This window comes from Bradyrhizobium sp. STM 3566, from assembly GCF_045571445.1.
In the GTDB taxonomy this organism is placed as follows: domain Bacteria; phylum Pseudomonadota; class Alphaproteobacteria; order Rhizobiales; family Xanthobacteraceae; genus Bradyrhizobium; species Bradyrhizobium vignae.
The window spans coordinates 3,410,221-3,435,662 of the sequence record NZ_CP120692.1 but is presented as its reverse complement, the minus strand read 5'-3'; the positions used below and the strand labels follow the sequence as shown (position 1 = coordinate 3,435,662).

General features: G+C 64.1%; 23 protein-coding genes, 1 tRNA gene and 1 pseudogene. 14 read left to right on the top strand and 11 right to left on the bottom strand.

What is annotated here, in order from left to right:
* Positions 1-13: 13 nt before the first annotated feature.
* The 9 genes from P6U27_RS16520 to P6U27_RS16480 form a co-directional block, all read right to left on the bottom strand.
* Complete coding sequence (locus P6U27_RS16520) at positions 14-220, bottom strand: hypothetical protein (RefSeq protein WP_122403003.1); 207 nt, start codon at positions 218-220, stop codon at positions 14-16.
* Positions 220-831 (bottom strand): NADH-quinone oxidoreductase subunit NuoE, encoded by a 612-nt coding sequence (gene nuoE, locus P6U27_RS16515; RefSeq protein WP_122403002.1) that lies wholly within the window; start codon positions 829-831, stop codon positions 220-222. Before nuoE ends, P6U27_RS16520 begins: the two co-directional genes overlap by 1 nt.
* A gap of 12 nt (positions 832-843) precedes the next feature.
* The gene (locus P6U27_RS16510) at positions 844-1,806 is read right to left on the bottom strand and encodes an FkbM family methyltransferase (RefSeq protein ID WP_162500256.1); all 963 of its coding nucleotides are present in this window, start codon (positions 1,804-1,806) and stop codon (positions 844-846) included.
* Positions 1,806-3,002, bottom strand: a complete 1,197-nt coding sequence (locus tag P6U27_RS16505; RefSeq protein ID WP_122403000.1) for an NADH-quinone oxidoreductase subunit D — start codon at positions 3,000-3,002, stop codon at positions 1,806-1,808. The genes P6U27_RS16510 and P6U27_RS16505 overlap by 1 nt, the downstream gene beginning before the upstream one ends.
* A 2-nt stretch (positions 3,003-3,004) precedes the next feature.
* Complete coding sequence (locus P6U27_RS16500; RefSeq protein WP_027575316.1) at positions 3,005-3,616, bottom strand: NADH-quinone oxidoreductase subunit C; 612 nt, start codon at positions 3,614-3,616, stop codon at positions 3,005-3,007.
* An 11-nt stretch (positions 3,617-3,627) separates the two neighbouring features.
* Entirely contained in the window at positions 3,628-4,215 is a 588-nt protein-coding gene (locus P6U27_RS16495; RefSeq protein WP_162500255.1) for an NADH-quinone oxidoreductase subunit B family protein, read from the bottom strand.
* Positions 4,206-4,571, bottom strand: coding sequence for an NADH-quinone oxidoreductase subunit A (locus tag P6U27_RS16490; RefSeq protein WP_008136158.1), 366 nt, complete (start codon positions 4,569-4,571; stop codon positions 4,206-4,208). Before P6U27_RS16490 ends, P6U27_RS16495 begins: the two co-directional genes overlap by 10 nt.
* Before the next feature lie 715 nt (positions 4,572-5,286).
* Entirely contained in the window at positions 5,287-7,536 is a 2,250-nt protein-coding gene (locus tag P6U27_RS16485) for a TonB-dependent siderophore receptor (RefSeq protein ID WP_407194309.1), read from the bottom strand.
* A 174-nt stretch (positions 7,537-7,710) separates the two neighbouring features.
* The gene (locus tag P6U27_RS16480) at positions 7,711-8,226 is read right to left on the bottom strand and encodes a MarR family winged helix-turn-helix transcriptional regulator (RefSeq protein ID WP_122402998.1); all 516 of its coding nucleotides are present in this window, start codon (positions 8,224-8,226) and stop codon (positions 7,711-7,713) included.
* Between the two features lie 514 nt (positions 8,227-8,740).
* Here P6U27_RS16480 and P6U27_RS16475 point away from each other — a divergent pair.
* Positions 8,741-8,944 carry a hypothetical protein gene (locus tag P6U27_RS16475; RefSeq protein WP_122406638.1) on the top strand — a complete coding sequence of 68 codons (204 nt, stop codon included), beginning with the start codon at positions 8,741-8,743 and terminating at the stop codon, positions 8,942-8,944.
* Positions 8,945-9,105: 161 nt separating this feature from the next.
* Positions 9,106-9,182: transfer RNA gene (locus P6U27_RS16470), tRNA-Asp, on the top strand.
* Between the two features lie 505 nt (positions 9,183-9,687).
* Here P6U27_RS16470 and P6U27_RS16465 read toward each other — a convergent pair.
* Positions 9,688-10,769 (bottom strand): annotated as a pseudogene (locus P6U27_RS16465) (ISAs1 family transposase).
* A gap of 362 nt (positions 10,770-11,131) precedes the next feature.
* Here P6U27_RS16465 and P6U27_RS16460 point away from each other — a divergent pair.
* From P6U27_RS16460 to P6U27_RS16435, 6 genes are all read left to right on the top strand, one after another.
* The gene (locus P6U27_RS16460; protein ID WP_122402996.1) at positions 11,132-11,494 is read left to right on the top strand and encodes a hypothetical protein; all 363 of its coding nucleotides are present in this window, start codon (positions 11,132-11,134) and stop codon (positions 11,492-11,494) included.
* Between the two features lie 953 nt (positions 11,495-12,447).
* Positions 12,448-12,669 (top strand): hypothetical protein, encoded by a 222-nt coding sequence (locus tag P6U27_RS16455; protein ID WP_122402993.1) that lies wholly within the window; start codon positions 12,448-12,450, stop codon positions 12,667-12,669.
* A gap of 313 nt (positions 12,670-12,982) precedes the next feature.
* Positions 12,983-13,135: a hypothetical protein gene (locus P6U27_RS16450; RefSeq protein ID WP_164937087.1), complete on the top strand. Its 153-nt coding sequence runs from the start codon at positions 12,983-12,985 to the stop codon at positions 13,133-13,135.
* A 547-nt stretch (positions 13,136-13,682) separates the two neighbouring features.
* Positions 13,683-14,012, top strand: coding sequence for an HU family DNA-binding protein (locus tag P6U27_RS16445; protein WP_122402992.1), 330 nt, complete (start codon positions 13,683-13,685; stop codon positions 14,010-14,012).
* A gap of 117 nt (positions 14,013-14,129) precedes the next feature.
* Positions 14,130-15,380, top strand: coding sequence for a peptidase T (gene pepT / locus P6U27_RS16440; protein ID WP_122402991.1), 1,251 nt, complete (start codon positions 14,130-14,132; stop codon positions 15,378-15,380).
* 367 nt (positions 15,381-15,747) lie between these two features.
* On the top strand, positions 15,748-16,872 hold the full coding sequence (locus tag P6U27_RS16435) for an MFS transporter (RefSeq protein ID WP_407194308.1): 1,125 nt from the start codon (positions 15,748-15,750) through the stop codon (positions 16,870-16,872).
* A gap of 64 nt (positions 16,873-16,936) precedes the next feature.
* Here the strand turns inward: P6U27_RS16435 and P6U27_RS16430 are convergent, their stop codons facing one another.
* Complete coding sequence (locus P6U27_RS16430; protein ID WP_122402990.1) at positions 16,937-17,827, bottom strand: hypothetical protein; 891 nt, start codon at positions 17,825-17,827, stop codon at positions 16,937-16,939.
* Positions 17,828-18,187: 360 nt separating this feature from the next.
* Here P6U27_RS16430 and P6U27_RS16425 point away from each other — a divergent pair, with 360 nt between their 5' ends.
* The 6 genes from P6U27_RS16425 (at position 18,188) to P6U27_RS16400 (ending at position 25,384) form a co-directional block, all read left to right on the top strand.
* Positions 18,188-18,424, top strand: coding sequence for a hypothetical protein (locus P6U27_RS16425; RefSeq protein ID WP_122402989.1), 237 nt, complete (start codon positions 18,188-18,190; stop codon positions 18,422-18,424).
* 120 nt (positions 18,425-18,544) lie between these two features.
* A complete protein-coding gene (locus P6U27_RS16420; RefSeq protein WP_122402988.1) occupies positions 18,545-18,910 on the top strand; it encodes a hypothetical protein in 366 nt (121 codons plus the stop codon).
* 55 nt (positions 18,911-18,965) lie between these two features.
* Complete coding sequence (gene ihpA / locus P6U27_RS16415; protein WP_209295756.1) at positions 18,966-20,240, top strand: divalent metal ion exporter subunit IhpA; 1,275 nt, start codon at positions 18,966-18,968, stop codon at positions 20,238-20,240.
* Positions 20,237-21,214 (top strand): divalent metal ion exporter adaptor subunit IhpB, encoded by a 978-nt coding sequence (gene ihpB / locus P6U27_RS16410; protein ID WP_122402986.1) that lies wholly within the window; start codon positions 20,237-20,239, stop codon positions 21,212-21,214. The genes ihpA and ihpB overlap by 4 nt, the downstream gene beginning before the upstream one ends.
* Positions 21,207-24,419: an efflux RND transporter permease subunit gene (locus P6U27_RS16405; protein ID WP_122402985.1), complete on the top strand. Its 3,213-nt coding sequence runs from the start codon at positions 21,207-21,209 to the stop codon at positions 24,417-24,419. Before ihpB ends, P6U27_RS16405 begins: the two co-directional genes overlap by 8 nt.
* A 2-nt stretch (positions 24,420-24,421) precedes the next feature.
* A complete protein-coding gene (locus tag P6U27_RS16400; protein WP_162500252.1) occupies positions 24,422-25,384 on the top strand; it encodes a cation diffusion facilitator family transporter in 963 nt (320 codons plus the stop codon).
* The last annotated feature ends 58 nt before the right edge of the window (positions 25,385-25,442 follow it).

Here is a 25,442-nt window from a genome sequence, read left to right as displayed (position 1 = left end):
CAGTGCTTTCCGATCAACGATTGGACTGCTTGTAGGCAAGTCCGGCGGCGCAGACGGCGAAGGTCAGCGCCCAGAGCAGACTGGATTCCAGCGACGCGTTCAGGCTGAGACGCTGCAGCAGGAAAATGAACGTGGCCGCCACCGCGGCATGCATCGCGATGAAGCCCCATCTTTTCACGGCACCGCTCCCCTGCACTGAAGGCGACGAAAGATCACGCATCAGGTGACCTCCTTCAGCGTGGTCGGTCCGGTTATCGGCGCCGAGAACTGGCGGCCGTTCTGGGGACCGGGCTTGGGCGGATTGCCCGAAGCAAAGCCGTCGAGCACCTTGCCGAAGCTTTCCTTGGTCAGGTCCTCATAGGTGTCCTTGCCGATCAGCACCATCGGCGCGTTCACGCAAGCGCCCAGGCACTCCACCTCTTCCCAGCTGAAATTGCCGTCCTTGGAGAGATGGAAGGGCTCGTGATGGATGCGGTGCTCGCAGACGTGGATCAGGTCCTCGGCGCCGCGCAGGCGGCAGGGCGTGGTGCCGCAGACCTGGACATGGGCTTTCTTGCCCACGGGAGCGAGCTGGAACATCGTGTAGAAGGTCGCGACCTCCAGCACGCGAATATAGGGCATGTCGAGCATGTCGGCGATGACGCGGATCGCGGCTTCCGAGACCCAGCCGTTATTTTGTTCCTGCGCGCGCCAGAGGATGGCGATGACGGCGGAAGCCTGGCGTCCGGGCGGATACTTCGCGATCTGCTGCCTGGCGAATGCGAGGTTCTCCTCCGTGAACGCAAAGCTCGCGGGCTGGACTTCCTTCGGTGCTAATCGGCGAACGGACATAGCTTCAATCTCTCACTGCATGCGGCGCGCGGTCTTCGCATTCATGGCCTCGATCCTGTCCTGCCAGAATGCGCTTGCGGTGCCGAAAACGTTGTAGCCGACGTGGGTCGAGACCTTGATGCGGTCGAGGATCGACAGCTCGGTCACGGTCTCCATCCGGTTGCTGCGCGGATCGAACACGATCAGCTTCAGCGGGGTCTGTTCGAGGATGAAGCGCGACACGGCGTGAGAGCGGTCGCTGCCGTGCTCCTCGCACATGATGACGCTGTCGGCCTGCAGCAGCCGGACGCCGCCCTTGATCGCCTCGATCTCGACGCCTTCGACGTCCAGCTTGATCAGGTACTTGCCGGTGGCCGCGACCTTGCCGTCGCCGATCAGATCGTCGAGCGCAATGACCGGCACTTCCTCACCGCCCACCGACGGATCGCCGGCGATGCTGAAGGCCTCGTGCTTGGTGCCGGAGAGCCGCGCGGTGCCGCGGGCCGCGCCGATCGCGCATTTCATGGTCTCGAAGCGGCCACCGTTGACGCGGGCGTTGTTGGCGAGCTTCGGATAGTTCTGGCCCGACGGCTCGATCGCGATCGCCTTGTGCGCACCGAACGGCTTGCTCGACACCAGCACCGACCAATAGCCGTAATTGGCGCCGCAATCGAGCAGCGTGTAGTCGACGTCGATGGAGTCGGCGAACAGCAGCTCGAGCTCGTCCTCATAATTGTACGAGCGGTTGAGCAGCTTGCTCCAGTAGCCGTCCCCATAGGGGAATTCGAACACCGCGTCGGGGTTGAGCCTGATCGCGATGTTGCGCTCCGGCAGCGTCTTGCGCAGCAGATTCGCGCAGGCGATGTAGCCCATGTGCGAGAAGTGCGAGGAGATCTTCGATCCCGTCACCAGCGCCAAGGCAGCCGTCCGCTCCCACAGGTTGGCCCCTTCAAGGGCCCCCGAGGCACGGTCAAACTGGATTGGCGCCTGCGCCATCACCGATCGACCTCTCCGAACACGATGTCGAGCGAGCCGAGGATCGCCGAGACGTCGGCAAGCAGATGGCCGCGGCAGATGTGATCCATCGCCTGGAGATGGGCGAAGCCCGGCGCGCGGATCTTGCACTTGTAGGGCTTGTTGGTGCCGTCGGCGACGAGATAGACGCCGAACTCGCCCTTGGGCGCCTCGACCGCGGCATAGACCTCGCCGGCCGGCACGTGGACGCCTTCGGTGTAGAGCTTGAAGTGGTGGATCAAGGCTTCCATCGAGCGCTTCATCTCGCCACGGCGCGGCGGGGCGACCTTGTTATCGGCGACGACGACGGGGCCCTTGCCGTCCGGCGCGTTCAGTTTCTGGATGCACTGCTTCATGATGCGCACGGCCTGGCGCATCTCTTCCATGCGGATCAGATAGCGGTCGTAGCAGTCGCCGTTCTTGCCGATCGGGATGTCGAAATCCATCTCGGCGTAGCACTCATAGGGCTGCGACTTGCGCAGATCCCAGGCCGCGCCCGAGCCGCGCACCATGACGCCCGAGAATCCCCACTCCCAGGCCTCCTTGAGCGGCACCACGCCGATGTCGACGTTGCGCTGCTTGAAGATGCGGTTGGCGGTGAGCAGCCGGTCGAGGTCGTCCACGACCTTCAGGAACGGATCGCACCAGGCCTCGATGTCGTCGACCAGCTTCTGCGGCAGGTCCTGATGCACGCCGCCGATACGGAAATAAGCAGCGTGCATGCGGCTGCCCGAGGCGCGCTCGTAGAACACCATCAGCTTCTCGCGCTCTTCGAAGCCCCACAGCGGCGGGGTCAGCGCGCCGACGTCCATCGCCTGTGTAGTGACGTTGAGCAGATGCGACAGGATGCGGCCGATCTCGCAATAGAGCACGCGGATCAGCTGGCCGCGGCGCGGCACCTCGATGCCCAGCAGCTTTTCGGCGGCGAGGCAGAAGGCGTGCTCCTGGTTCATCGGCGCGACGTAGTCGAGCCGGTCGAAATAAGGGATCGCCTGCAAGTACGTCTTTTGCTCGATCAGCTTCTCGGTGCCGCGATGAAGCAGGCCGATATGCGGATCGACGCGCTCGACCACCTCACCGTCGAGTTCCAGCACCAGGCGCAGCACGCCGTGCGCCGCCGGATGCTGCGGCCCGAAGTTGATGGTGAAGTTGCGGAGATTCTGCGGTTGCTCGTTCATGATCAGCTCTTCGGCCCCGCTTTTTCATCCCCCGGCAGCGGATAGTCCGCCCCCTCCCACGGCGAGAGGAAATCGAACTTGCGGAATTCCTGGTTGAGCCGGACGGGCTCGTAGACCACCCGCTTCTCCTGGTCGTCGTAGCGGACCTCGACGAAGCCGGTGAGCGGGAAATCCTTGCGCAGCGGATGGCCCTCGAAGCCGTAGTCCGTGAGGATGCGGCGCATGTCGGGATGGCCGACGAAGAACACGCCGTAGAGATCGTAGGCCTCGCGCTCGAACCAGTCGGCGCCGGGGAAGACGTCGATCAGCGACGGCACCTGCGTGGTCTCGTCGGCCTGAGCCTTGAGCCGGATCCGCGCGTTCAACGTCGGCGACAGGAAGTGGTAGATCACGTCGAAGCGCTTCTCGCGATCCGGGTAGTCCACCGCCGTGATGTCGGTGATGTTGACGAAACGGCAGTTCGGGTCATCGCGGAGGTACTTGACCACCTCGACGATCTTGCTGGCCTCGACATCCACGGTCAGCTGGTTGAAGGCCACCGAGTGACCGGTCGCGGCGCCCGGAAGCGCGCTAACGATCGTCTGCCCCAGGGCGTCGAGCTTGGCGTCGTCCATGACGTAAAACCTTAGCGTTCGATGGTGCCGGTGCGCCGGATCTTCTTCTGCAGCAGCAGCACGCCATAGAGCAGCGCTTCCGCCGTGGGCGGGCAGCCCGGCACGTAGATGTCGATCGGCACGATGCGGTCGCAGCCGCGCACGACCGAGTAGGAATAGTGGTAGTAGCCGCCGCCATTGGCGCAGGAGCCCATCGAGATGACGTAGCGCGGCTCCGGCATCTGGTCGTAGACCTTGCGCAGCGCAGGCGCCATCTTGTTGGTCAGGGTTCCCGCGACGATCATCACGTCGGACTGGCGCGGCGAGGCACGCGGGGCGAAGCCGAAGCGCTCGACATCGTAGCGCGGCATCGACACCTGCATCATCTCGACGGCGCAGCACGCGAGACCGAAGGTCATCCACATCAGGGAGCCGGTGCGCGCCCATGTGATGAGATCGTCGGTCGCGGCCACGAAGAAGCCCTTGTCGGACAGCTCGGAACTGACCTCGAGGAAGAATGGATCATTGGCCCCGACCGGCTTTCCGGTCGACGGATCCAGGATGCCCTTCGGGGCCGGCGCGATGACCGGACCGGTGGACGATGCGGGGTTCAATCCCATTCCAGTGCTCCCTTTTTCCATTCGTAGGCGAACCCGACCGTCAGCACGGCGAGGAACACCACCATGGACCAGAAGCCGGTCGCGCCAAGCTTGCCGAACGCCACAGCCCAGGGAAACAGGAACGCCACCTCGAGGTCGAAGATGATGAAGAGGATGGCGACCAGATAGAAGCGGACGTCGAACTTCATGCGGGCGTCGTCGAAGGCGTTGAAACCGCACTCATAGGCCGAGAGCTTTTCCGGGTCCGGCTGCTGGAACGCCACGATGAAGGGCGCGATCAGCAGCACGAGACCGATGAGGCCCGCAACGCCTATAAAGACCACGAGTGGAAGATAGTTCTGAAGAATGCCGCTCATTGACGAGCCCTTTTTCCCGCAGCCTCGGGAGAGCCACGGATTCGTCCGATTTGGAATTATTCTGAGCCTTAGCGCAGTGCACCAATGGGCGCAAGACACGCTCGTTTCAGGCCCTTTGCCGCTCCCAGCGCGGCGAAAATCCCGGAATCACCCCGCGGCTGGTATGGAGCAGATCGCCGGCCCCAGCAAGAGCGGTGACGGTTTCGCTGGCCCGCAGTTCCGAGATTGCGGCGCAGGGGTCAAGGCAGCTATCGCCCGCGCTTTGACCGACCAAATGTACACTTTTTCTGACGACACGTGCAGCCCAGGCAACAGCCGGCCGCCGCCTTGACATATTTTGCCGAGGGTCCTTTTTCCAGGGGGTCCCCCCGAGCGGTGCAGCCAAGGAGCCATTGAGGGCGCTGCCGCGATCGGGACAGATGCAACATAGGACACCTATCCACAGCTGCGGACGATCAGAGAGCCATGCGCCACGAAAGGGCCGGGGCTCGTCTGGCGAATGCGTCGGCGGTCAGCTCCGGACCTGACCACGAGCGCGGCAGCGGCGACTTGCTGGTCGCTCGCGCCGCGCTCGGATGAGCTCCGGGCCGGGGGGCATGGCCCGTGAGCTCATCGTGACGCCAGATCAGCTGTCTCCAGGCGGAGCCGAAGGACGTTCACGACCCGTCGGTCCAAGTCCCACAGCCTGCCGCCACGGCCCCGCCCTCGCCTGTCCTCACCATTTGTAGGAGACGCTCGCGGTGACGCGCCGACGGTCGCCATAGAAGCAGGACGTCGGGAACGAACAGCTCGCGACGTAGATCTTGTCGGTCACGTTGATCACGTTGATGGCCGTGCGCCAGTTCTGCCATTCGTAATGAAGGGCGAGATCGCCAAGCACCACCGCGGGAACCTCGAGCGTGTTGGCGGGGTCGGCCCAGGAGGAGCCGACGTAACGGACGCCGCCGCCAAAACCGAATCCTTCGAGCGGACCTATCTTGAAGGTGTAGTCGGCCCACGCCGAGACCAGAAGCTGAGGCGTGTTGGTCGGCGTCTTGCCGACCAGCGACGGATCGAGATCCCTGCTGTTGAAGAGGTGATAGGCGGTGAAGGCGCCGATCAGCTTGAGTTCCTTCGTGGCATTGGCCACCGCTTCGAGCTCGATGCCGCGAGAGGTCACCTCGCCGGTCTGGTTCAGCAAGATCGGCGTGCCCGCGGTCGTCGCCACGTTCTGACGCTTCAGGTCGAACACCGAAGCCGTGAAGTAACCGTCGAACCCCCTCGGCGCGACCTTCACGCCGATCTCGGCCTGTTGTCCGGTCTCCGGCAGGAACAGCTGGTTGCTGGCGTTGAGACCGATGACCGGGTTGTAGCTCGTCGCATAGGAGACGTAGGGCGCGATGCCGTTCTCGAAATTGTAGATCAGCCCGGCTCGCCCGCTGAACTTGCTGTCGTCGTGGCTTGCGACCGTGGCTCCGGTGTCGCGGCCCGCCTGCGTCGTCTCCACCCAGTCGTTGCGACCACTCACCACCAGTGTGAAGTTGCCGAGCTTCATCTGATCCTGGAGATAAGTGCCCGCCTGCTTCTGCGTGATGAGGAAGTTGCGGAACGGCGCGCCCGTGAGCGGAATGTCGAGACCGTAGACGGGATTGAAGACGTTGATCGAAGGGACGGTGCCGAAATTGAAGTTCTGGTAGTCGTCGATCTGATAGCCCCTGAGATCCACTCCGAACAGCATCGTGTGCCGCACCGGTCCCGTGTTGAAGCGATACTCCAGCTGGTTGTCGAGATTGGCCTGGTTCGCGGTGTCCTTTGCGTACCAATTGTAGCGGCCCATCACGGCCGTATTGATGTTCTCCCAACCGTTGCCGATGTAGCCGCGATAAGTCAGGTCGATATGCGCAAACCGCGCGTTCTGCCGAAAGGTGAGGTCGTCAGTGAGATTGCGCTCGAACCGATAGCCGAGCATCTCCTGCTCGCGCGTGAACTTGTCGACACTGGGATCGCCGACGAAGAAGCTGGTCGGAATCTTGCCGAACGGCGCATCGGTCACCGTGCCCTGGTACGGGAGGAAGTTGATGCCGCGGGTGTCCGTCTTCGACGCCGATGCGAGAACCGTGAAGGTTGTGTCGGCATCGGGCTTCCAGGTGAATGACGGTGCGATGAAGTAGTTGTTGTCCGGCGTGAAGGCGACCTGCGTGCCACCGTTCCTGACCTCGCCGACGACGCGGTAGAACAGCTTGCCATCTTGGGGCTGGGTTGCGATCGGCCCGCCGACGTCGAAGCCGACATAGGCGTTGCCGAAATTGTTGACGCCGGTCTCGATGTAGCGGATCGGTTCGGCCGGCGGCATCTTGCTGATGACGTTGACGATGCCGCTCGGGCTCGAACCACCATAGAGCACGGCGGAAGGACCGCGCAGCACCTCGACGCGCTCCATGTTGGATGGCGGCAGACGCCAGCTCGCATAGGAGGTGTAGAACAACTGCATACCGTCGAGGAACAGTCCGACGTCGTCGGACTTGAAGCCGCGGATCAACCACCAATCGTTGCGGGTGTCCGCACCGAAGGTCCCTGCCCGAACGCCAGCGGTGTAGCGCAGCACCTCGTCGAGCTTGTTCGGCTTCTGGCCACGGATCTGCTCGGCGCCGATCACCGAGACCGATTGCGGTGTCTCGATGATCGGCGTGTTGGTCTTGGTGCCGGACGAGCTGCGACCCGCGACAAAACCGTTCACCGGGCCAAGCGGTGTCTCGACGAAGCCGAGATTGCGCTGCGGCTGGGGCTTGCTCCTGTCGGCGGTCTGCACCGACGATCGCGTCGCACGGCGCTGTGGGGTCGCAGCAGCACGTCTCCGGGTTTCCGGCGCGGTGACGGTCACCGACGGCAGATTCTGCGCGCCGCTCGGCGCCGAAGACTGTGCGAGCGATGCCTGCGGCATCAAGATCCAAGCGGATGCCGTCGCCAACACGGCCGACCGCAGCATTCCAAGACTGTTCAACGCGCCACCCCAAAGCTGCATGTTCGATGCATCATGCCGCCTGTCCCGGAACGGCATGCGCTTGCGGCGACTTATGTGAGGGCGCGCGATTTCCCTAATTGAAAGCTTCTTAGAAAGTCTCTTAGAAGTGCTTCAATAGTTCCGCGTGCCGCAGCGAGATCAGCGCAAATTCTTCTCGGCCTCGAGCATCTCGGCGGCGATCGCCGTGAGCTGATCGACCTGCCGCAGCAGTGCATGCAGTTCGGCTTCGCTCAGATGCTCCAGCAGACGGCGGTTGCGCTCCTGCGCGCCATCGACGATCGCATCATGCGCAGCGAGACCCGTCACGGTGAGCGAGATCAGCACCTCGCGGCTGTCCTTCGGATTGGCCGCTTTTGCGATCAGCTTGCGCGACAGCAGATTTGCGAGTGCACGGCTGATCTGTCCCTTGTCCTGGCCGACGGCTTCGGCGAGCCGCGCCACACTCATCGGCGGCCGCCGTCCGAGCGAGGCGACGAGACCGAACTCGACCGAGTTCAATCCAGTCAGCCGCTTGTAGCGCAGGATGGCGCCGCGTTTGAGCAAATTGGCAAGCACCATCAGCCGCGACGACAGCATCGCGGTGATCGGCGCCGCCGGCTCGCTCTCGTCCGTTTTCGATGACGTCGACCCGCCCCTGCTCTCGGTCTGGCCCATGATTCCACCTCTGCCAAGAAAGCCGGGGCGTGCCAAGCCCGGGCCGCTGCGGGCGCAACTAAGCCGCGGCGAGGACCACTCGAAATTGTGGGCCGCGCGACCACCTCGGCCTCGCCCGTGGTGGGTGGGCAGGGTCAACGTCATTCTAAAGGCGTTATGGCGCGCCGTGCGCTACTCCCCGCTCCCGGCCGCAGTCACGACCACGCTCGGCGCCCTGCTGTTCATCTCGGCCGCCCGCGCGATCCGGGATGGCATCGGCCGGGCGCCCGCCTGACGCCCCTTCCGGCCAACCCCGGCGAAACCAAGCGGGCGTATTAAAGCGCGATGAGATTTGGATGAATCGTCATCGCGCTTTAGCTTGTTGTTTACGCATGATCTTTCCGGAAAACCGCTTCGCACTTTTCCGGATCATGCTTTAATGAAACCATTTTGCGGAACCCGCGAAACCATCCGGAAACAGATGGTCCTTAGAAGAAGAGCCATAGACGGCGGTAAAGCCCGTCGGGAGGCTCAGATGAACCACTCTATTCACTCCGCTGATCGTGCGACCCACCTGAAGATCGTGGTGGTGGCGCTGGTGGCTGGCATCGTCGTGGCCGGCTTCGGGATCGCAGCCCGCACCCATGCCGATTACAGCCAGACCGCCCAGTCGAGCCATGTGATCAAGGCCGGCAAGCCGGTGGTGGTAACGAGCGCAGGGACGTCGGAGATTCGCTGATACGGCCTCTTCCGAGCCGGCCAATGGCCGCCCCCGGGGCGGCCTTTTTCGTTTTCCAGAGCAATGCTTAGCCGGGACGCTCTGGGGAAGCGCAACGTCCTTGACTTCACCATGTCCCCCCTTTAAGTCCCCCCTCGTTCCGCGCGCGTCCAGCGAACCACGCGGGAGTAGCTCAGTTGGTTAGAGCGCCGGCCTGTCACGCCGGAGGTCGCGGGTTCGAGCCCCGTCTCTCGCGCCATTCAATGGCGGAAGATCAATCACTTAGATTTGGCCGATACGGACCTTTCGACACTCGAGTGTCAGGATGGCCGGCGCCCTGACACTTTTGGTCCGGCTTCGTTCGTACCGGTGCGAATCCGCCGCGGAGCGCTCGCGCGCCGAAAATCACACACGGCCCAAGCCGCTGATGCCCAATAGTCCGCGGCCCCTTTGTTCTCGCTGCGTACACGTGCGACAAGAGGGCCGTGACACCGGGCCCCAAGATCAGCCTCGGCGAAAGCCGCAATTCACGTGCAGCAAATGCGGTCACCGCGGCGCCGAAGTCCGGCCGGATTTTCAGCCGCCACGCATGGGCACGGGCTGACGCCACCGGTCTAATCGTCCCAAGTGAGCTTCTGGCAATCGGCGCACTTGTAGATGCGCACAGGCTTGTCATTGCGGGTATTAAGGAGACGTTCCACCCGGCTCAATCGGCCGTTGCAGTGCGGGCAGGTACGGAATTGGTCTCCCCCTGCTCCCTAGGGCTATCGCATATGGGCGAGGGCGGAGAGAAGGAAGTCATTATTCCATCTGGCTTGGAGCATTTTGTGGCTGATGCGGGCAGGACCGGGCGTTGCCTGCAGGGTATTGATGGCCAGCTTGCGGATGAGGGCGAGATTTTCGGCGGCGTGATCCTTGCGGCTGCGGCAGGCATCCTCGTCGAACAGGACGTCGAGGACCCAGTGCAGGTTGTTCTCGATGCTCCAGTGGGCACGCACGACCTCGAGCAGCTTTTTGGCCGACAGCAAGCGCGAGGCGAGGAAGTATCGGACCGTGTGTTTGACAGCCTTGCCAGAGTTGGCGCGCCAACTGTCGATGCGACCGACTGCGGCGATAGCGGGGAAGTCGTATTGTTTCGCCAACTGAGGAGCCGGCGCGACGATGGCCTGTCGGTGTTCGACGCGGCCGTGGGCGGTGGCTCTTCGTTGACTCGCTCGCGCGGGCTTTCGGACTGTGTCGACCAGCGTCTTGGCGGCCTTGAAGAGCCGGCCACGGTTGCTCTTGATGGCCAACACGTAGTGCCCCTTCCGGTCGCGGATGGCCTGCGCGGTGTCAGGCCGGCAATGCAAGGCATCGGCGGTGACAAGAGCCCCGTCCAGATCGAGCAGGGCGAGGACTTCGAGAGCCCCGGCAACCTCGTTGCGGTTGGGAGCCTTTCTCTGGGCCAGCGCCATGCGAGTGCCTGCGGCCCAGACATTGACCATATGCAGCGGCGTGGCCTGCCGGCCCCGCGTGTAGGCCCCGCGCAGCGCCTTGCCGTCGATGCTGACCACCCCTTGATGCCGAAGCTCTTGCTGAATTTGCGCAAAACCGCTTCCAGCCCCTTCGGATCCAGCGCACGGAAGACGTTGCTGAACGTATCGTGGCTCGGAATGCCGTGCCTGAGCTCCAGGAAGCGCCGCAACAGCTCCTCGCGGCCTTGGCCAAAGAACTCGAACTCGGTGCAGGTCTTGGCGCCAGCCAGCGTCGCCGCCAAGGCGATGACGAGGATCTCCACAAGATCATGTCGGGTGTTGCTGGCGCGCGGGTCCTTGAGCGGTCGAAACAGGCGCTTGAGCTTGCGCATTCAGGTCTCCCTCTGGAATCGAGAGACACCCAAAGAATCCAGTTCCAACCGCTTGGCAACACCCTGCCAGCACCATATGCGATTCCCCTACCCTGCTCCCGGGGGATGAGGCGATGAAGAACCGATGCGAAGCATGGTGATGCTCGTCAGCGAACTCAGGAAGCAAGCTAAAGCAAATCTGCTTCGGATGTTCCGATACCGCGCCGAGCAGGACCGATCGCGGGGAACGAAGGTCACGGGATCAGATTAAGAGTCTCGCCGGCTCGCCGCTTGAGCTGGTGGAGCGGCCCCGGCCTACCCCCACACCACGCCCCGAAGCCGGGGCCGACTCTCCGCCGAAGCGACAGTTTCGGAGTATGCGTATGCGTTCCTCGCCGTCGATTGTGCCGGCGGATCGTCTCGACCGCGACATCTACCTGGTGCTCGAGGATTTCGGCGCATGCGCCGGCAGCGCCTGGCGCGAGACCGACGAGGGCGACACGGATCTCGAGACCGTGCTGCAGGACATCATCTCCGGCCAATACGCCTACCCGGTCAGGATCGTCTGCTTCAATGCCGTCGAGGGCTGGTCACGGGATGCGACCCCCGACGTCGCCGACGCGCTAGCCGAGCGCGTCGCCAACACGGACGCCGAGATCAGGCCAGCGCTGCAGGACTTCATCAAAGCCAACGCGAGACGGCGCCTTGACGTGCAGCTCGCGCTGCCCCTGCGCGGCGTCGGCTGATGGCAACCGAAGGCAAGCCTCTCGGCTGGACTGCCCCGGAGAAAGCCAGCTCGCGCGGACGCTGAACAGCCAAATCGGGCGCTCGTTCGCGACAGCGTCGGCACTCATGAACCGCACGAGATCGCGAAGGCAGCTGCGCGAGAACTCGGCCGTAATTATTGGGACCTGCTTTGCAAGCACTGGGAACCGAGGAGCGGGAGCAAAGTTGGTCTTGCGGATCACGCCTCGAAAACGTGATGCCGACACAAGGCCTCAGCTCGGTGTCAGCCCCGGAGCTGAGGCATTTTGTTGCCTGTGTACATTTTTGTACAAAGCTGCGGAACGCAGTCCGGGTTTCTGACTCATCCCACGGGGCCTTCGATGGGATGAAAACGTGCCGCGTTACACCTCCTTCGCCCGAGAGGCCGCAGCAACGCTGCTGCGAATGGCAAAAACAACAAAGGACCCGCAGGTTGCGTCGGGATTGATCCAGCGGGCGGCCGATCTAAAGGACCGCACTGGGGAGCTTGCCCCTGGTGAAATCGATGCGATGGCGGAAGAACCGCGAAAGCCTCTTACAAGGAACTAAGGCCGCCTCCACGGGCGGCCTCGATCGTCTCTGATCGTCCTTGCCCGCCTAATCGCGGTCGTGATGGTGATGGTGATGGTGTTCGTGGTGCTCGTGCCGGACGCCTCCACCTCCGGAATGCGCAATAGCGTTTGACGTGAGGGAGGTCGAAAGCAGCATAGTTATGGTTGGCGGAGTCACCGCCGCGAACTTTCCGCAAGTCTTCAGAAACTCACGCCGGTCGTCGTCTTCAGCGGGCATAGCGGCCAATCCTCTATTTTAGGGCGATCCAATATTAAACTAGCACGAATTAAATAAATTTAAATACGTTAATAGGTTCCAATTTTTTTCGGTGAAGCTACGGTTCCATGGTATTGTCCCTCGTAGGCGTGCTGAAGGGCGAGACATGGGGATCTACCTACATTTGCAAACCCACGGTATGGCACCGAGAGAGATTGCTTGTATTACAAAGGCTTACGAGCAAACCTTGCGTGCTCTATGTGTTAAAGATCGCGACGATCCCCTCACGGAACTGGTGGCGAAAACAATCATAAAGATCGCCCAAACAGGGCTCAAAGACCCTGCACAGATTTCAGCGCAGGCGATCACGCAACTCGAATTGCGGTAGGCGATCCCGACCGCTTGAAACTGAAACATTCCCGAGATCAGGAGGTTGGTTATTGGGCTTCGGGGCTTCGCAACATGCGAGGCGCGCCATGACCCCTCTCCCGGTGGGCGATGTGTTCCTCACGGTCGCAATCATGGCCGTGACGTTCGTGGTCGAGATCGGCCTTTTCATCCTGATCGGAATGTTCTGAATGGAACGCCCATCCCGCTCAGGATAGCGGGTGCCGGATGCCTTAGTTTCGGCTCAAATATTTCAAGATCCCCCGCAACCATCGCCCTCGTTCGGCGTCATGCTTGATTGCGGAGACTTCGCGATGGACGACGACGGCGAGGAACAGCAAGAGCTTGAAGATCAGATCATGCGCTACCGCATGATGGAGCGCGACGTCACCGATCCGCTCGCGCTCGGGCTCCTGCACGACATCGTCGCGGAATTAGAAGCTGCGCTGCAAGCTTCAAACGAGTAGCCGAATTATCAGAAAGACGGTATTGGCCTCAGTAAGAGGCGCGCTTAAGTACCGCCGCGCCGTATAGGAACCCCCGATATCAAGTGGTGTTGCGTCTCTATGCCTAGAGAGATCGCAATAGCGCTCTGGTCACTTGCCGTTGCCTGCGTGGTGGCGTTCAGTGTGGCCGCAATCGTTTCTCCTCACTAGTCGCCCAAAAGGCCGTCGGTGTCGGCGGCCTCTTTCCGCGCTTGATCCGATCCTCGTCGCCCTCATCGGCATCGCGACCCGCTTCGGTTCAAAATGACAAACCGCTGAAATTCCTCAGACAACAATCCCTCCCCGCCGAAGATCCGTTCGGCGGGTATGGAACGGCACAACTTCTAGGCACTCAAGTGGGCATTGCACGTAGTCCACGTAATCTGCCCGGCCGGTGGGTCCACCGGGAACTCTCGGCATAGTCAGCCCGCGCCCGAATCGTCTACGCCTGAAAGGACTTAGAGGGATCCCCGCATTCTCGGCTCTTCCAGGGGTTCCCCCGTCGGTGGATAACCCGAGGAGGCCATTCATGGCTAAGAAGGATTCCGCGAAGAAGGATTCGGCGAAGAAGGCAGCCGCTCCCGCCACGATCACGCTCAAGCACCTCGCCGCCGATATTGCGGAGCGCCAGGACCTGTCAAAAAAGCACGCCGAGGCCGTTCTGACCGACATGGTCGACCTGATCGCCAAGCACCTCAAGAAGGGCGACCGTGTCCGTATCGTGGGCCTTGGCATCCTCCAGGTCCGCAAGCGCGCCGCCCGCACCGGCCGCAATCCTGGCACCGGCGAGGCGATTCACATCAAGGCCAGCAGGAAGGTCGCGTTCCGCCCGGTAAAGGAACTGAAAGAGGCGATCTAGCACGTACGATTCATTAGGCCTGACCGGATCTCGTTCTCGCCGCATCATGATCCGCTTTTCTGATATACCGCCTGCTTCCCAAGACCTGCTCCCCAAGACCCGGCGGTTTGACCAGAAATGTCCTCCCTCTCCTTTTCGCATACCGTGACCGAGCGCTTCCTGCGCTACGTCACCATCGATACCCAGTCCGATCCGGAATCCCCCAGTTCGCCCTCGACCGAGAAGCAGAAGGATCTTGGCCGCGTGCTCGCCGCCGAACTGAAGGCGATGGGCGTCGAGGACGCGCATCTCGACGATTTCGGCTATGTCTACGGCACCATCCCGGCCAACACCGAAAAGAAGGTGCCGGTGATCTGCTTCTGCTCGCACATGGACACCTCGCCCGATGTCACCGGCAAGGACGTCAAGCCGCAGGTCGTGAAGAACTATCGCGGCGGCGATATCGTGCTGCCGGGCGACACCAGCCAGGTGATCCGCTTCGCCGAGCACCCCGCGCTGAAGAGCCAGATCGGCAACGACATCATCACCACCGACGGCACCACGCTATTGGGGGCCGACAACAAGGCCGGCGTCGCCGAGATCATGGATGCCGCGCATTTCTTCCTCACCAACCCCGACGTGAAGCACGGCACCATCAAGATCCTGTTCACGCCGGACGAGGAGATCGGCCGCGGCGTCGACAATGTCGACCTGAAGAAGCTGGGCGCCGATTTCGGTTACACCATGGACGGCGAGAGCGCCGGCTGCGTCGAGGACGAGACGTTCTCGGCCGACGGCGCCACCATCACCATCAATGGCGTCAGCGCCCATCCCGGCTACGCCAAGGGCAAGATGGAGCACGCAATCAAGATCGCCGCCGCCATCATCGAGCGCCTGCCGAAGGAAGGCTGCTCGCCGGAGACGACCTCGGGCAAGCAGGGCTTTCTACATCCGATCGGCATCGAGGGCGCGCTGGAGCAGGCGACCCTCTCCTTCATCGTCCGCGACTTCACCGAGGAAGGGCTGAAGGAGAAGGAGGTCCTGCTCGAGACCATCGTCAAGGACGTGATGAAGGACTATCCGCGCTCGACCTACAAGTTCGAGGTGCGCGAGCAGTATCGCAACATGAAGCAGGTGATCGATCGTCACCCGCACGTTCTCGAATACGCCATCGAAGCCATCCGCCGTGCCGGTCTGCGTCCGATGCGCACCGCGATCCGCGGCGGCACCGACGGCTCGCGCCTGTCCTTCATGGGCCTGCCCTGCCCCAACATCTTCGCCGGCGAGCACGCGTTTCATTCGCGGCTCGAATGGGTGAGCCGGCAGGACATGGAAAAGGCCGTGCAGACGATCGTGCATCTGGCCATGATCTGGGAGGAACGGGCCTAGGTCTCATACCGACCAGGCCCGGCCACCGCGCGCGGCCGAGCGAACGGTGGCTTCCCGCTGCGCCCATCCCGACAACGCGCCGGTGCGGCCGAGCCTAGGAACCGGCCGATGCGCCGGCCGTTACCGCCCGTCCGCCTCGGAATGCCCCGATAGAGCGCCGCTGTGACGCCATGGCCCGACCAGGCGGGGTCCCCGACCTCACCGGAGGAGCACGCGCGTCGCAGAACTCGAGCAGACGATGGGCATCCGTGACCTCGCGCAGTTCACGCCGCAGTAAGCGGCGGCTCCCCAGCCCGGCAGGATCAGGGCTATGAAAAAAGTTTCCGCGCACGCCTCGCCCGCTTTCACTTTCGTGCTGACAATGGGCGTGGTCAATCTGTTCGGCGACGTCACTTACGAGGGCGGCGCGAGCATCAATGGTCCCTTCATGGCTTCGCTCGGCGCCAGCGCGGCGGCCGTCAGCATCACAGCCGGCGCGGGTGAGTTTCTCGGCTATTCGCTGCGGCTCGGTGCTGGTTATCTCGCAGACCGCACCGGTCGCTATTGGCTCATCACTTTCGCTGGTTACGTCATCAACCTGTTTGCCGTCCCAGCCATGGCGCTTGCCTGGAATTGGCAGACGGCAGCCGCATTCATTCTAGCTGAGAGAATCGGACGCGCGTTGCGCAAGCCGACGGTCGAGGCGATGCTCTCCTACACGACGGGCGAGCTCGGCAAGGGATGGGTCTACGCCGTCAACACCGCGCTGGACGAGATCGGGGCCACCCTTGGCCCGCTTCTGATCGCCCTGGTCCTGCTCCTGAAAGGAGATTATCGGACCGGTTATGCGCTTCTGCTGATATCCGCCGTGTCCGCGCTCCTCGCGCTGGCCGTCGCACGCGTGAATTTCCCATTGCCGTCGCGGCTCGAGCAAGGCCAAACGGCGCCGGCGCGAAGCTTCGCTCGTCCGTACTGGCTGTACATGCTGGCGGGCGCCTTGTTTGCCGCCGGGCTCATGAGCTTCGAGCTGATCTCGTACCATCTGTCAAAATCGAAGATCGCATCCGAGCAGTGGATTCCGGTCTTGCTGGCGGCCTCGACGGCGTTCGGCGTGCTCGCAAGTCTCGCCCTGGGCAGGCTCTACGATCACCTCGGTCTCCCCGTGGTGATCGGCGCGGTGTGCCTCTCCGCCCCGTTCTCACCGCTCGTGTTCCTCGGCGACTTTCAGCTGGTGCTCGTCGGCATGCTGTTGTGGGGCGTCGGCTACGCGACGCAGGACACCCTGCTCAAGGCGCTCGTCGCCGAGGTGCTTCCCGAGGGAAAGCGCAACCTGGCGTTCGGCCTGTACTATGCAGGTTATGGGGTTGGGTGGCTGGCCGGAAGCATCGTCACCGGCCTGCTGTACGACCGCTCGATGACGGCGCTGATCGCGTTTTCGATTGCGATGCAGCTATTGGCGGTGCCGGTCTTTGCTCTGGCGCGGCGAACGCAAGCGCCACCACCCACCCTGTGATTAGCCGGGGAAGTCGGTCGCCTCCACGAACGAGAGCGGCCGACACGATCTTGTGCGAGCGATCCTACGGCACCGGCATCGCGCGTGGATTGCGATGGAAGCGGTTGGCGCTCGCCATCCAGTTCGGCAACGGCTCTCCATCCCGATGCCGTCCACCGGCGACGGCGGCAGCCCATGCCACCGCGGCGCCGACCAGGGTCGCGGCTGCGACCGAGAACGCCACGATGATCGAGTTGCGCCTGGCACGGTTGATGGCCGTCTTTGACTCTGCGATCAGGGTGTCGACCCGCCGTTCGGCGTCAGGTGCCGCAAGGCCCGTCACAGCCGCGACCTGTTGCACGAGGTAGGTCCGGTCGTCCGTGCTGACACCGCTGTGGCTGGACGACGTCATCAGGATCCGTCCCGCTTCCGCGCGTCCTTCCCTCAGATCGGTGTTCGGCGGGCGGCGCGGCGCGCGGAACAGCTTGTCGAGCTCATAGCTCAACAGCGGCTCGGCCGCGGACGTGTTGCTCGCCGAGCTGCGCATCGGCGAACGATCGATCGCAGCAGCGCCAAGAAGAGCCAGCAGAGCTGCGCCCAGGAGCACAGCGAGAGCCCAGGACGTCAGGCCATGCAAGCCGTCGCGCCGCTCGTCATCGTCCTCGATCTTGGCCGGCGCCGGCGCCGGTCGCGTTGTCCGGCCGGCGATATAACCGCCGAAGCCGAAGCTGATGATGGCCTGGATGATCAGATACAGCCCCGAGAGCAGCGCCAGCGCTGCCGAGGCATCGCGCCATGTCGGCGAAGCCGAACTGACGCCAAGGCCGATGGCAACACCAAAGCTCACCAGGATGAACGACATTGCGCCCGCCGCAAGCGCGCCTGCGAACACGGAACTCCACTGTATGGTTCGAGGAGCCTCGCCCGCCATGCCGCCTTCCATGACCTCTTCCCGCATGAGAGTTTCAACCGTCATTGCGGTGCTCTCAGCGCAAGCCGAAGAACGACAGGATCGCCATGATGACGACGATCAAGCCGATCAGATAAATCAGTCCGTCCATTGTCCGTCCTCCTCAGTCTCTCCTGCTCGCTAATCGCGAGGTATGAGGAACGTTCCAAATTGGACGGATCGCCTGGAACGAACGTGGAAGATGCGGGTTATCCGCTCAAGTCCCAAGGATAGAGAATGTGAGCACATGAGGCCTCAGCCGGTTCGTCCGGCTGGGGCCTTTCCGCGTTGCGGCCAGCTTTGGCTGTCCCTGTCCCATGTTAACGACGCAAGGGCCGGGATCATTGATGATGCGACGGGGCGGAACCTCCAGGTCAGGAGAGGCGCGTGGATCGCAGAACGGCATGCCTGCATCAGGCGAATGCATTTCGGGAGAAGGCCCTCGCCGATCCCGAGCACCACGACCAATGGATTGACGAAGCCATCAAATGGCTGGAACAGGCGATGGAAGCGAGCTGTCACGCCGTCATCACCATGGAGGCTGACGACGGCAGCGACGCTCCGGAGCCGGCCCCCACGGTCGCAGCCATGGCCCCGCATCGGCGCGTCATTATCCGCCAGTGATAGGCGCTGGCGACGTATCCACCGGTGCGGCAATTGTTCCAAGGACGTAACAATGTTGCGGGTCGACACTGTTCCCGCGCCCATGCTAGGCCGAGCACAGACCGCAACCAGAGTAACGTCGTGCTCGCAAACCGCCAGCCCTCGGGATCGTGCCGCTCGCGCAACTGGCGCGGGCTGCTGTCCGTGCTGATCGCGGTGGTCTACCTGCTCGCGAGCACGCTGCACGGCTCGCACGACATCGACGTGACCACGCCCGGCGGCGGCTCGGAGATCGCTACGGTCCTTGATGGCCCCCCGGGCCACGGCGACCACCCTAAGGTCATCGGCAGCCATCACTGCCATGGCTGCTTCTCGCTGACGGTGACGCAGCCGGCGCCATTGACCGCATCGGTCATGCTCGTGTCCGCAGCGAGCCCGCAACGTGCACCCAGGCTCGCCGGAATTGTCCTGGATACCGACTCCCCGCCTCCCAAACATACTGCCTGAACGGATTGGTCGGGCGGCCCGCGCCCGTTAGGTTCATCCTTCACAGGTCGGTTTCATGTTTCGCAGGGGAATGGCTGCGCGCCTCGCGTGCGCGGCGGCGTGTCTGATTGCCGAAGTGGCGCTAGCTCCGTCTCACGCCCAGACTTTGACGATGCGCAGCGCGTTGTCGCGCGCGCTGGCGGCGAGCCCGCGGCTGACGGCGGCGGAGCGCGACGTCGGCATCGCCACGGGCCAGCGCATCCAGGCGGGCGCGCTGCTCAATCCGGAACTGTCCTACGAACAGGACGATTCATTCGGCTCCGGCAAATATCGCGGGACGCGATCGGCGGAGACCACGCTGCAGATCAGCCAGGCCTTCGAGCTGTTCGGCAAGCGCGACGCGCGGATTGCAGCCGGGGCGGCTGGGGTCGAGGTCGCGGCGATCCAGCGCAAGGCCGTCAGGCTGGAGGTGCTGTCGGAGACCGCGATCGCCTTCCTCAGCGTGCTCGGCGCACAGCGGCGCATCCAGATCCTCGACGAGCAGATCGCGGCGATCGACCGCCTGACGCCGCTGCTCCGCCGCCGCGTCGAGGCCGGCGCCTCCTCACCGGCCGAGACCGGCCGCGCCGAGGTCGCCTCGGCGCTGGTGAAGGCCGACCGCGAGCGCTTCAAGGCGACGCTGGCGAGTGCCCGGCGCGAGCTCGCGGTGCTGATGGGCGATCCCGCCGCGAAATTCGGCGAAGTCTCCGGCCGGCTCGACACCACGGGCAAGCCGCCGACCTTCCAGTCGGTGGTCGCCGCCATCGATGCCAATCCGCAACTGGTGCGCTGGACCGCCGTTTACGCGCAGCGCAATGCCGAGCTGCTGCTGGCGCGGCTCAAGCCCTATCCAGACGTGCGGATCGCCGCCGGCTGGCGCCATTTCAACGAGACCAATGACGATGCCGTGCGCCTCACTCTCTCGGTGCCGATCCCCGTCTTCGACCAGAACCAGGGCAATATCCTTTCGGCGCAGGAGAGCCTCGCCAAGACGCGCGCCGAGCGCGAGACCAACCGCAACGCGCTGGTCGTGATCGCCGGGCGCGCCTACGACTCGCTGCAGGGCTCACTGCGCGAGCTCGCGGTGCTGCGCGAGGTCGCGATCCCGAAGGCCGTCGAAGCGTCCGAGGCGATCTCGCAGGGCTACGGACAGGGCCGCTTCACTCTGCTCGAGGTGCTCGATGCCCAGGCGAGCGTCACCCAGGCGCGGCTGCGCGAGCAGGAGGCGCTGCAGAATTTCCATGCCGGGGTCGCGACCATCGAAGGCCTCGTCGGCAACCCCTTCACGCTGGCGCGGGAGAGCGCACGATGAGGACCTCCTCCACCATTCTCATCGCCATCGTTGCCGCAGCGCTCGGCGCCTACGGCTATTCCCGGCTCGCCCCGGCCAAGCTCGCACACACCGAGCATACCGAGCATTCCGAACAGAAGAAGCCGAACAACCATGTCGAGCAGGACGAGCACGGCGCCGACCGCATCCGCATCTCCGACGTCAAGCTGGCAGCCGCCGGCGTGAGCCTGGCGGAGGCCGCAAGCGCCACACTGACCGACACGCTGTCCTTCAATGGCATCCTGCGTGCCAATCAGGAAACGGTGGTGCAGGTGACGCCGCGCTTTCCGGGCGTCGTCAAATCCATCCTGAAGCGCATCGGCGAGAAGGTCGGCAAGGACGATCTGCTCGCCGCGATCGAGAGCAACCAGAGCCTCACCGTCTACGAGCTCAAGGCGCCGATCGCCGGCACCATCATCGAGCGGCAGATCTCGCTCGGCGAATACGCCTCCGAGCAGAAACCGGCCTTCGTGGTCGCCGATCTCTCGACCATCTGGGTCGATCTGTCGATCTACCGGCAGGACCTCAGGCGCGTCCGCATCAACGACGAGGTGCTGATCGATCCCGACGACGGCCGCGGCGAGATCAAGGGCACCATCTCCTACATGGCGCCGATCGGTTCGAGCGAGACCCAGACCGCGCTGGCGCGGGTGGTGCTGGCCAACCCCGACGGCCGGCTTCGTCCCGGCCTGTTCGTCACGGCGCGGCTGATCCTCGCCGCGCGCAATGTCGCGGTTGCCGTGCGCCGAAGCGCGATCCAGACGCTGGAGAACAAGACAATCGTGTTCGTCCGCGAGGATGGCGACAAGATCGAGGCGCGCCCGGTGGAGCTTGGCGACTCCGATCCGAAATTCGTGGAGATCCGCGCGGGCCTTTCGGCCGGCGAGCGCTACGTCGCCGAGAACAGTTTTGTGGTCAAGGCGGAGATGGGCAAGGGAGACGCCGATCATGATTGACGCCCTCCTCGCCTTCTCGGTCCGCCAGCGCTGGCTCGTGGTCCTGCTCGCCCTCGCCGCCGGTGCCCTTGGCGCCTGGAATTTCACGCGCCTGCCGATCGATGCCGTGCCTGACGTGACCAACGTCCAGGTCCAGATCAACACGCACGCGCCGGGGCTGTCGCCGCTCGAGGCCGAGCAGCGCATCACCTTTCCGCTCGAGACTGCAATGGGCGGCTTGCCCAGGCTCGACTACACCCGCTCGATCTCGCGCTACGGCCTGAGCCAGGTCACCGTCGTGTTCCAGGACGGCACCGACATCTATTTCGCGCGCCAGCTCGTGAACGAACGCATCCAGCAGGCGAAGGACCAATTGCCTGCAGGCACGGAGGTCGCGATGGGACCGATCTCGACCGGGCTCGGTGAGATCTACGTCTACTCGGTCGAGGCAAAGGCCGGCGCAAAGTCGCCGGCGGGTGCCGAGTTCACGCCGACGGAGCTGCGCACCATCCAGGACTGGATCATCAAGCCGCAGCTGCGCACCATTCCCGGCGTGATCGAGGTCAACTCGATCGGCGGCTATGAGCGGCAATTCCATGTGCTGCCGATTCCGGGTCAGCTGATGGCCTACAAGCTCGGCTTCCGCGACATCATGACGGCGCTGGCCGCCAACAATGCCAATGTCGGCGCCGGCTATATCGAGCGCAACGGCGAGCAATATCTCGTCCGCGCTCCCGGCCAGGTCGCCAATATCGAGGACATCAGGGGCATCGTGATCGGCTCGCGCGGCGGCGTGCCGGTGCGCATCCGCGATGTCGCCGAGGTCAGCGAAGGCAAGGACCTGCGCACCGGTGCTGCGACGGCGAACGGCGGCGAGACGGTGCTCGGCACCGCCATGCTGCTGATCGGCGAGAACAGCCGCACCGTGGCCCAGCGCGTGAAGGCCAGGCTCGCGGAGATCGCCAAATCGCTCCCCGACGGCGTGATCGCGCGCGCCGTCTACGACCGCACGCATCTGGTGGAAGCCACCATCCAGACCGTCGAGAAGAACCTCGTCGAGGGTGCGGCGCTGGTGATCGCGGTGCTGTTCCTGATCCTCGGCAACATCCGCGCCGCGCTGATCACGGCCTGCGTCATCCCCCTCTCCATGCTGTTCACGATCACGGGCATGGTCGAGAGCAAGGTCAGCGCCAATCTGATGAGTCTGGGCGCGATCGATTTCGGCATCATCGTCGACGGCGCGGTCATCATCGTCGAGAACTGCCTGCGGCTGCTTGCCGCCGAGCAGCACCGCCGCGGCCGGCTGCTGACGCTGGACGAACGCCTCCAGACCATCCGCATGGGAAGCGGCGAGGTGATCAAGCCGAGCCTGTTCGGCACGCTCATCATCGCCGTGGTCTATCTTCCGGTCCTCACCCTGTCCGGGACCGAGGGCAAGATGTTCACGCCGATGGCGCTGACCGTGCTGATGGCGCTTGCGGGCGCGGCGCTGCTGTCGGTCACGTTCGTCCCCGCCGCGGTTGCGATTGTCGTCACCGGCAAGGTCGCGGAGACGGAGAACGTCTTCATGCGGGCCGCCAAGCGGCTCTATCTGCCCCTGCTCGACCGCGCGATCCGTTATCGCGGCAGTGTCGCGCTCGGCGCCCTGCTGATCGTCGCCGGCAGCATCTTCGCCGCAACGCGCATGGGCGGCGAGTTCATTCCGAACCTCGATGAAGGCGACATCACCATCGAGACCATCCGGATTCCCGGCACCAGCCTGACCCAGAGCGTCGACATGCAGCTCCGCCTGGAAAAGGCGATCAAGCAGGTGCCGGAGGTCGCGACCATCTTCTCCAAGATCGGCACCGCCGAGATCGCCAACGACCCGATGCCGCCGAATGTCGCCGACACCTATGTCACGCTGAAGCCGCGCGAGGAATGGCCCGACCCGGCCAAGCCGAAGGACGAGGTGGTGGCCGAGCTCGAACGCGCCGCCAACACCTTGCCCGGTAGTGCCTATGGCATGACCCAGCCGATCCAGATGCGCTTCAACGAGCTCATCGCCGGCATCCGCAGCGACGTCGGCGTCAAGATCTTCGGCGACGATCTCGACGTGCTCGCCGGCATCGCCCAGCAGGTCAACGGCGTGGTTCGCGGCATCGAGGGCGCCGCCGACATCAAGACCGAGCAGATCGCGGGCCTGCCGATCCTCACCGTCAAGCTCGACCGCCAGGCGCTGTCGCGCTACGGCCTCAGCCTCAGCGAGGTGCAAAACCTCGTCGAGATCGCGATCGGCGGCAAGCCGGTCGGCAAGCTGTTCGAGGGCGATCGGCGCTTCGACATCGTGGTGCGGCTGCCGGAAAGCCTGCGGGCCGATCCCGATACGATCAAGTCGCTGCCGATCCCGCTGCCGCCGGGCGAGGATATCGCGGCCGTCACGAAAACCGCCTGGCCGGGGGCATCCGGGACGACGCCACGCTATGTGCCGCTCTCCTCCGTTGCGGCAATCGAGATCGCGCCGGGCCCCAACCAGATCAGCCGCGAGAACGGCAAGCGCCGCGTCGTGGTCATGGCCAATGTCCGCGGGCGCGATCTGCGCTCTTTCGTTGCCGAGGCGCAAGCCGCCGTCGCCGAGAAGGTCAAGCTGCCGCCGGGTTACTTCATCGGCTGGGGCGGACAGTTCGAGCAGCTGGTGTCCGCCACCAAACGGCTGACGATCGTGGTGCCGGTGGCGCTGCTTCTGGTGTTCCTGCTGCTGTTCATGGGCATGGGATCGGCGGCGGATGCGGCGCTGGTGTTCTCCGGCGTGCCGCTGGCGCTGACCGGTGGTGTCGCGGCGCTGCTGCTGCGCGACATTCCCCTGTCCATCAGCGCCGGCGTCGGCTTCATCGCGCTATCGGGCGTTGCCGTGCTCAACGGGCTCGTCATCATCGCCTTCATCGAGCGGCTGCGCAGCGAGGGGCGATCCGTCGTGGCTGCCGTACGCGAGGGCGCGCTGACGCGGCTGCGCCCGGTGCTGATGACGGCCCTCGTCGCCTCGCTCGGTTTCGTGCCGATGGCGCTCGCCACCGGCGCCGGCGCCGAGGTGCAGCGGCCGCTTGCGACCGTCGTGATCGGCGGCATCATCTCCTCCACGGTGCTCACGCTCTTGGTGCTGCCGGCGCTCTACGTCCTCTTCCGTCGTGACGTGACGCCCGAAGCGCCTACAATGGCGCCTGATTTGACTGCATCCGCGGAGCGCTAGAGGTGGCCGGCCACGATCATCACGGGCATCACCATCATGACCATGCCGGGCATGGCCATGATCGTGGTCACAGCCACGGCCATGTTCATGCCCCCGCCAATTTCGGCAAGGCGTTCGCGATCGGCATCTCGCTCAACACAGCACTGGTCGTGGCCGAAGCGACCTACGGCTATCTCGGCAACTCCACCGCCCTGCTGGCCGACGCCGGCCATAACCTTTCCGACGTGCTCGGCCTGGTGGTGGCCTGGGGCGCCTCGATTGCAGCACGCCGCGCTCCGAGCGGCCGCTTCACTTATGGCCTGCGCGCCTCCACCATCCTCGCGGCACTTGCCAATGCGGTGTTCCTGCTGGTCGCAACCGGCGCGATCGGCTGGGAGGCGATCCTGCGCCTGCGCCAGCCGGAGCCGGTTGCCGGCGTGACGGTGATGGTGGTCGCCGGCATCGGCATCCTCATCAACGGTTTTAGCGCCATGCTCTTCGCGCGCGGGCGCAAGGACGACATCAACATCGAAGGCGCGTACCTGCACATGGCCGCAGACGCCGGGGTCTCGCTCGGCGTGGTCGTCTCGGCGGCACTGATCGTCTGGACGGGTTGGCTTTGGCTCGATCCCGTCACCAGCCTCGTGATCTGCGCCACCATCCTCTGGAGCACGACGAGCCTCTTGCGCGGCTCGATCGACATGTCCATGGCGGCGGCGCCAAGAGCCATCGACGTGGCGGCAATCAGGGCGTTCCTGCTGGCGCGGCCGGGCGTCTCAGGGATTCACGATCTCCACGTCTGGCCGATCTCGACCACCGAGACGGCGCTGACCTGCCACCTCGTCATGCCCGCCGGCACGGACGACGCATTCCTGATGCAGACGGCGCAACTCCTCAAGTCATCCTTCCGCATCGGCCACACCACGCTTCAGGTCGAGACGCATCCCGACAATGGCTGCGCGCTCGCGCCGGATGATGTGGTGTGAGGAACCATCCACGTCGTCATTGCGAGCGCAGCGAAAGCAATCCAGGCTGCCGCCGCGG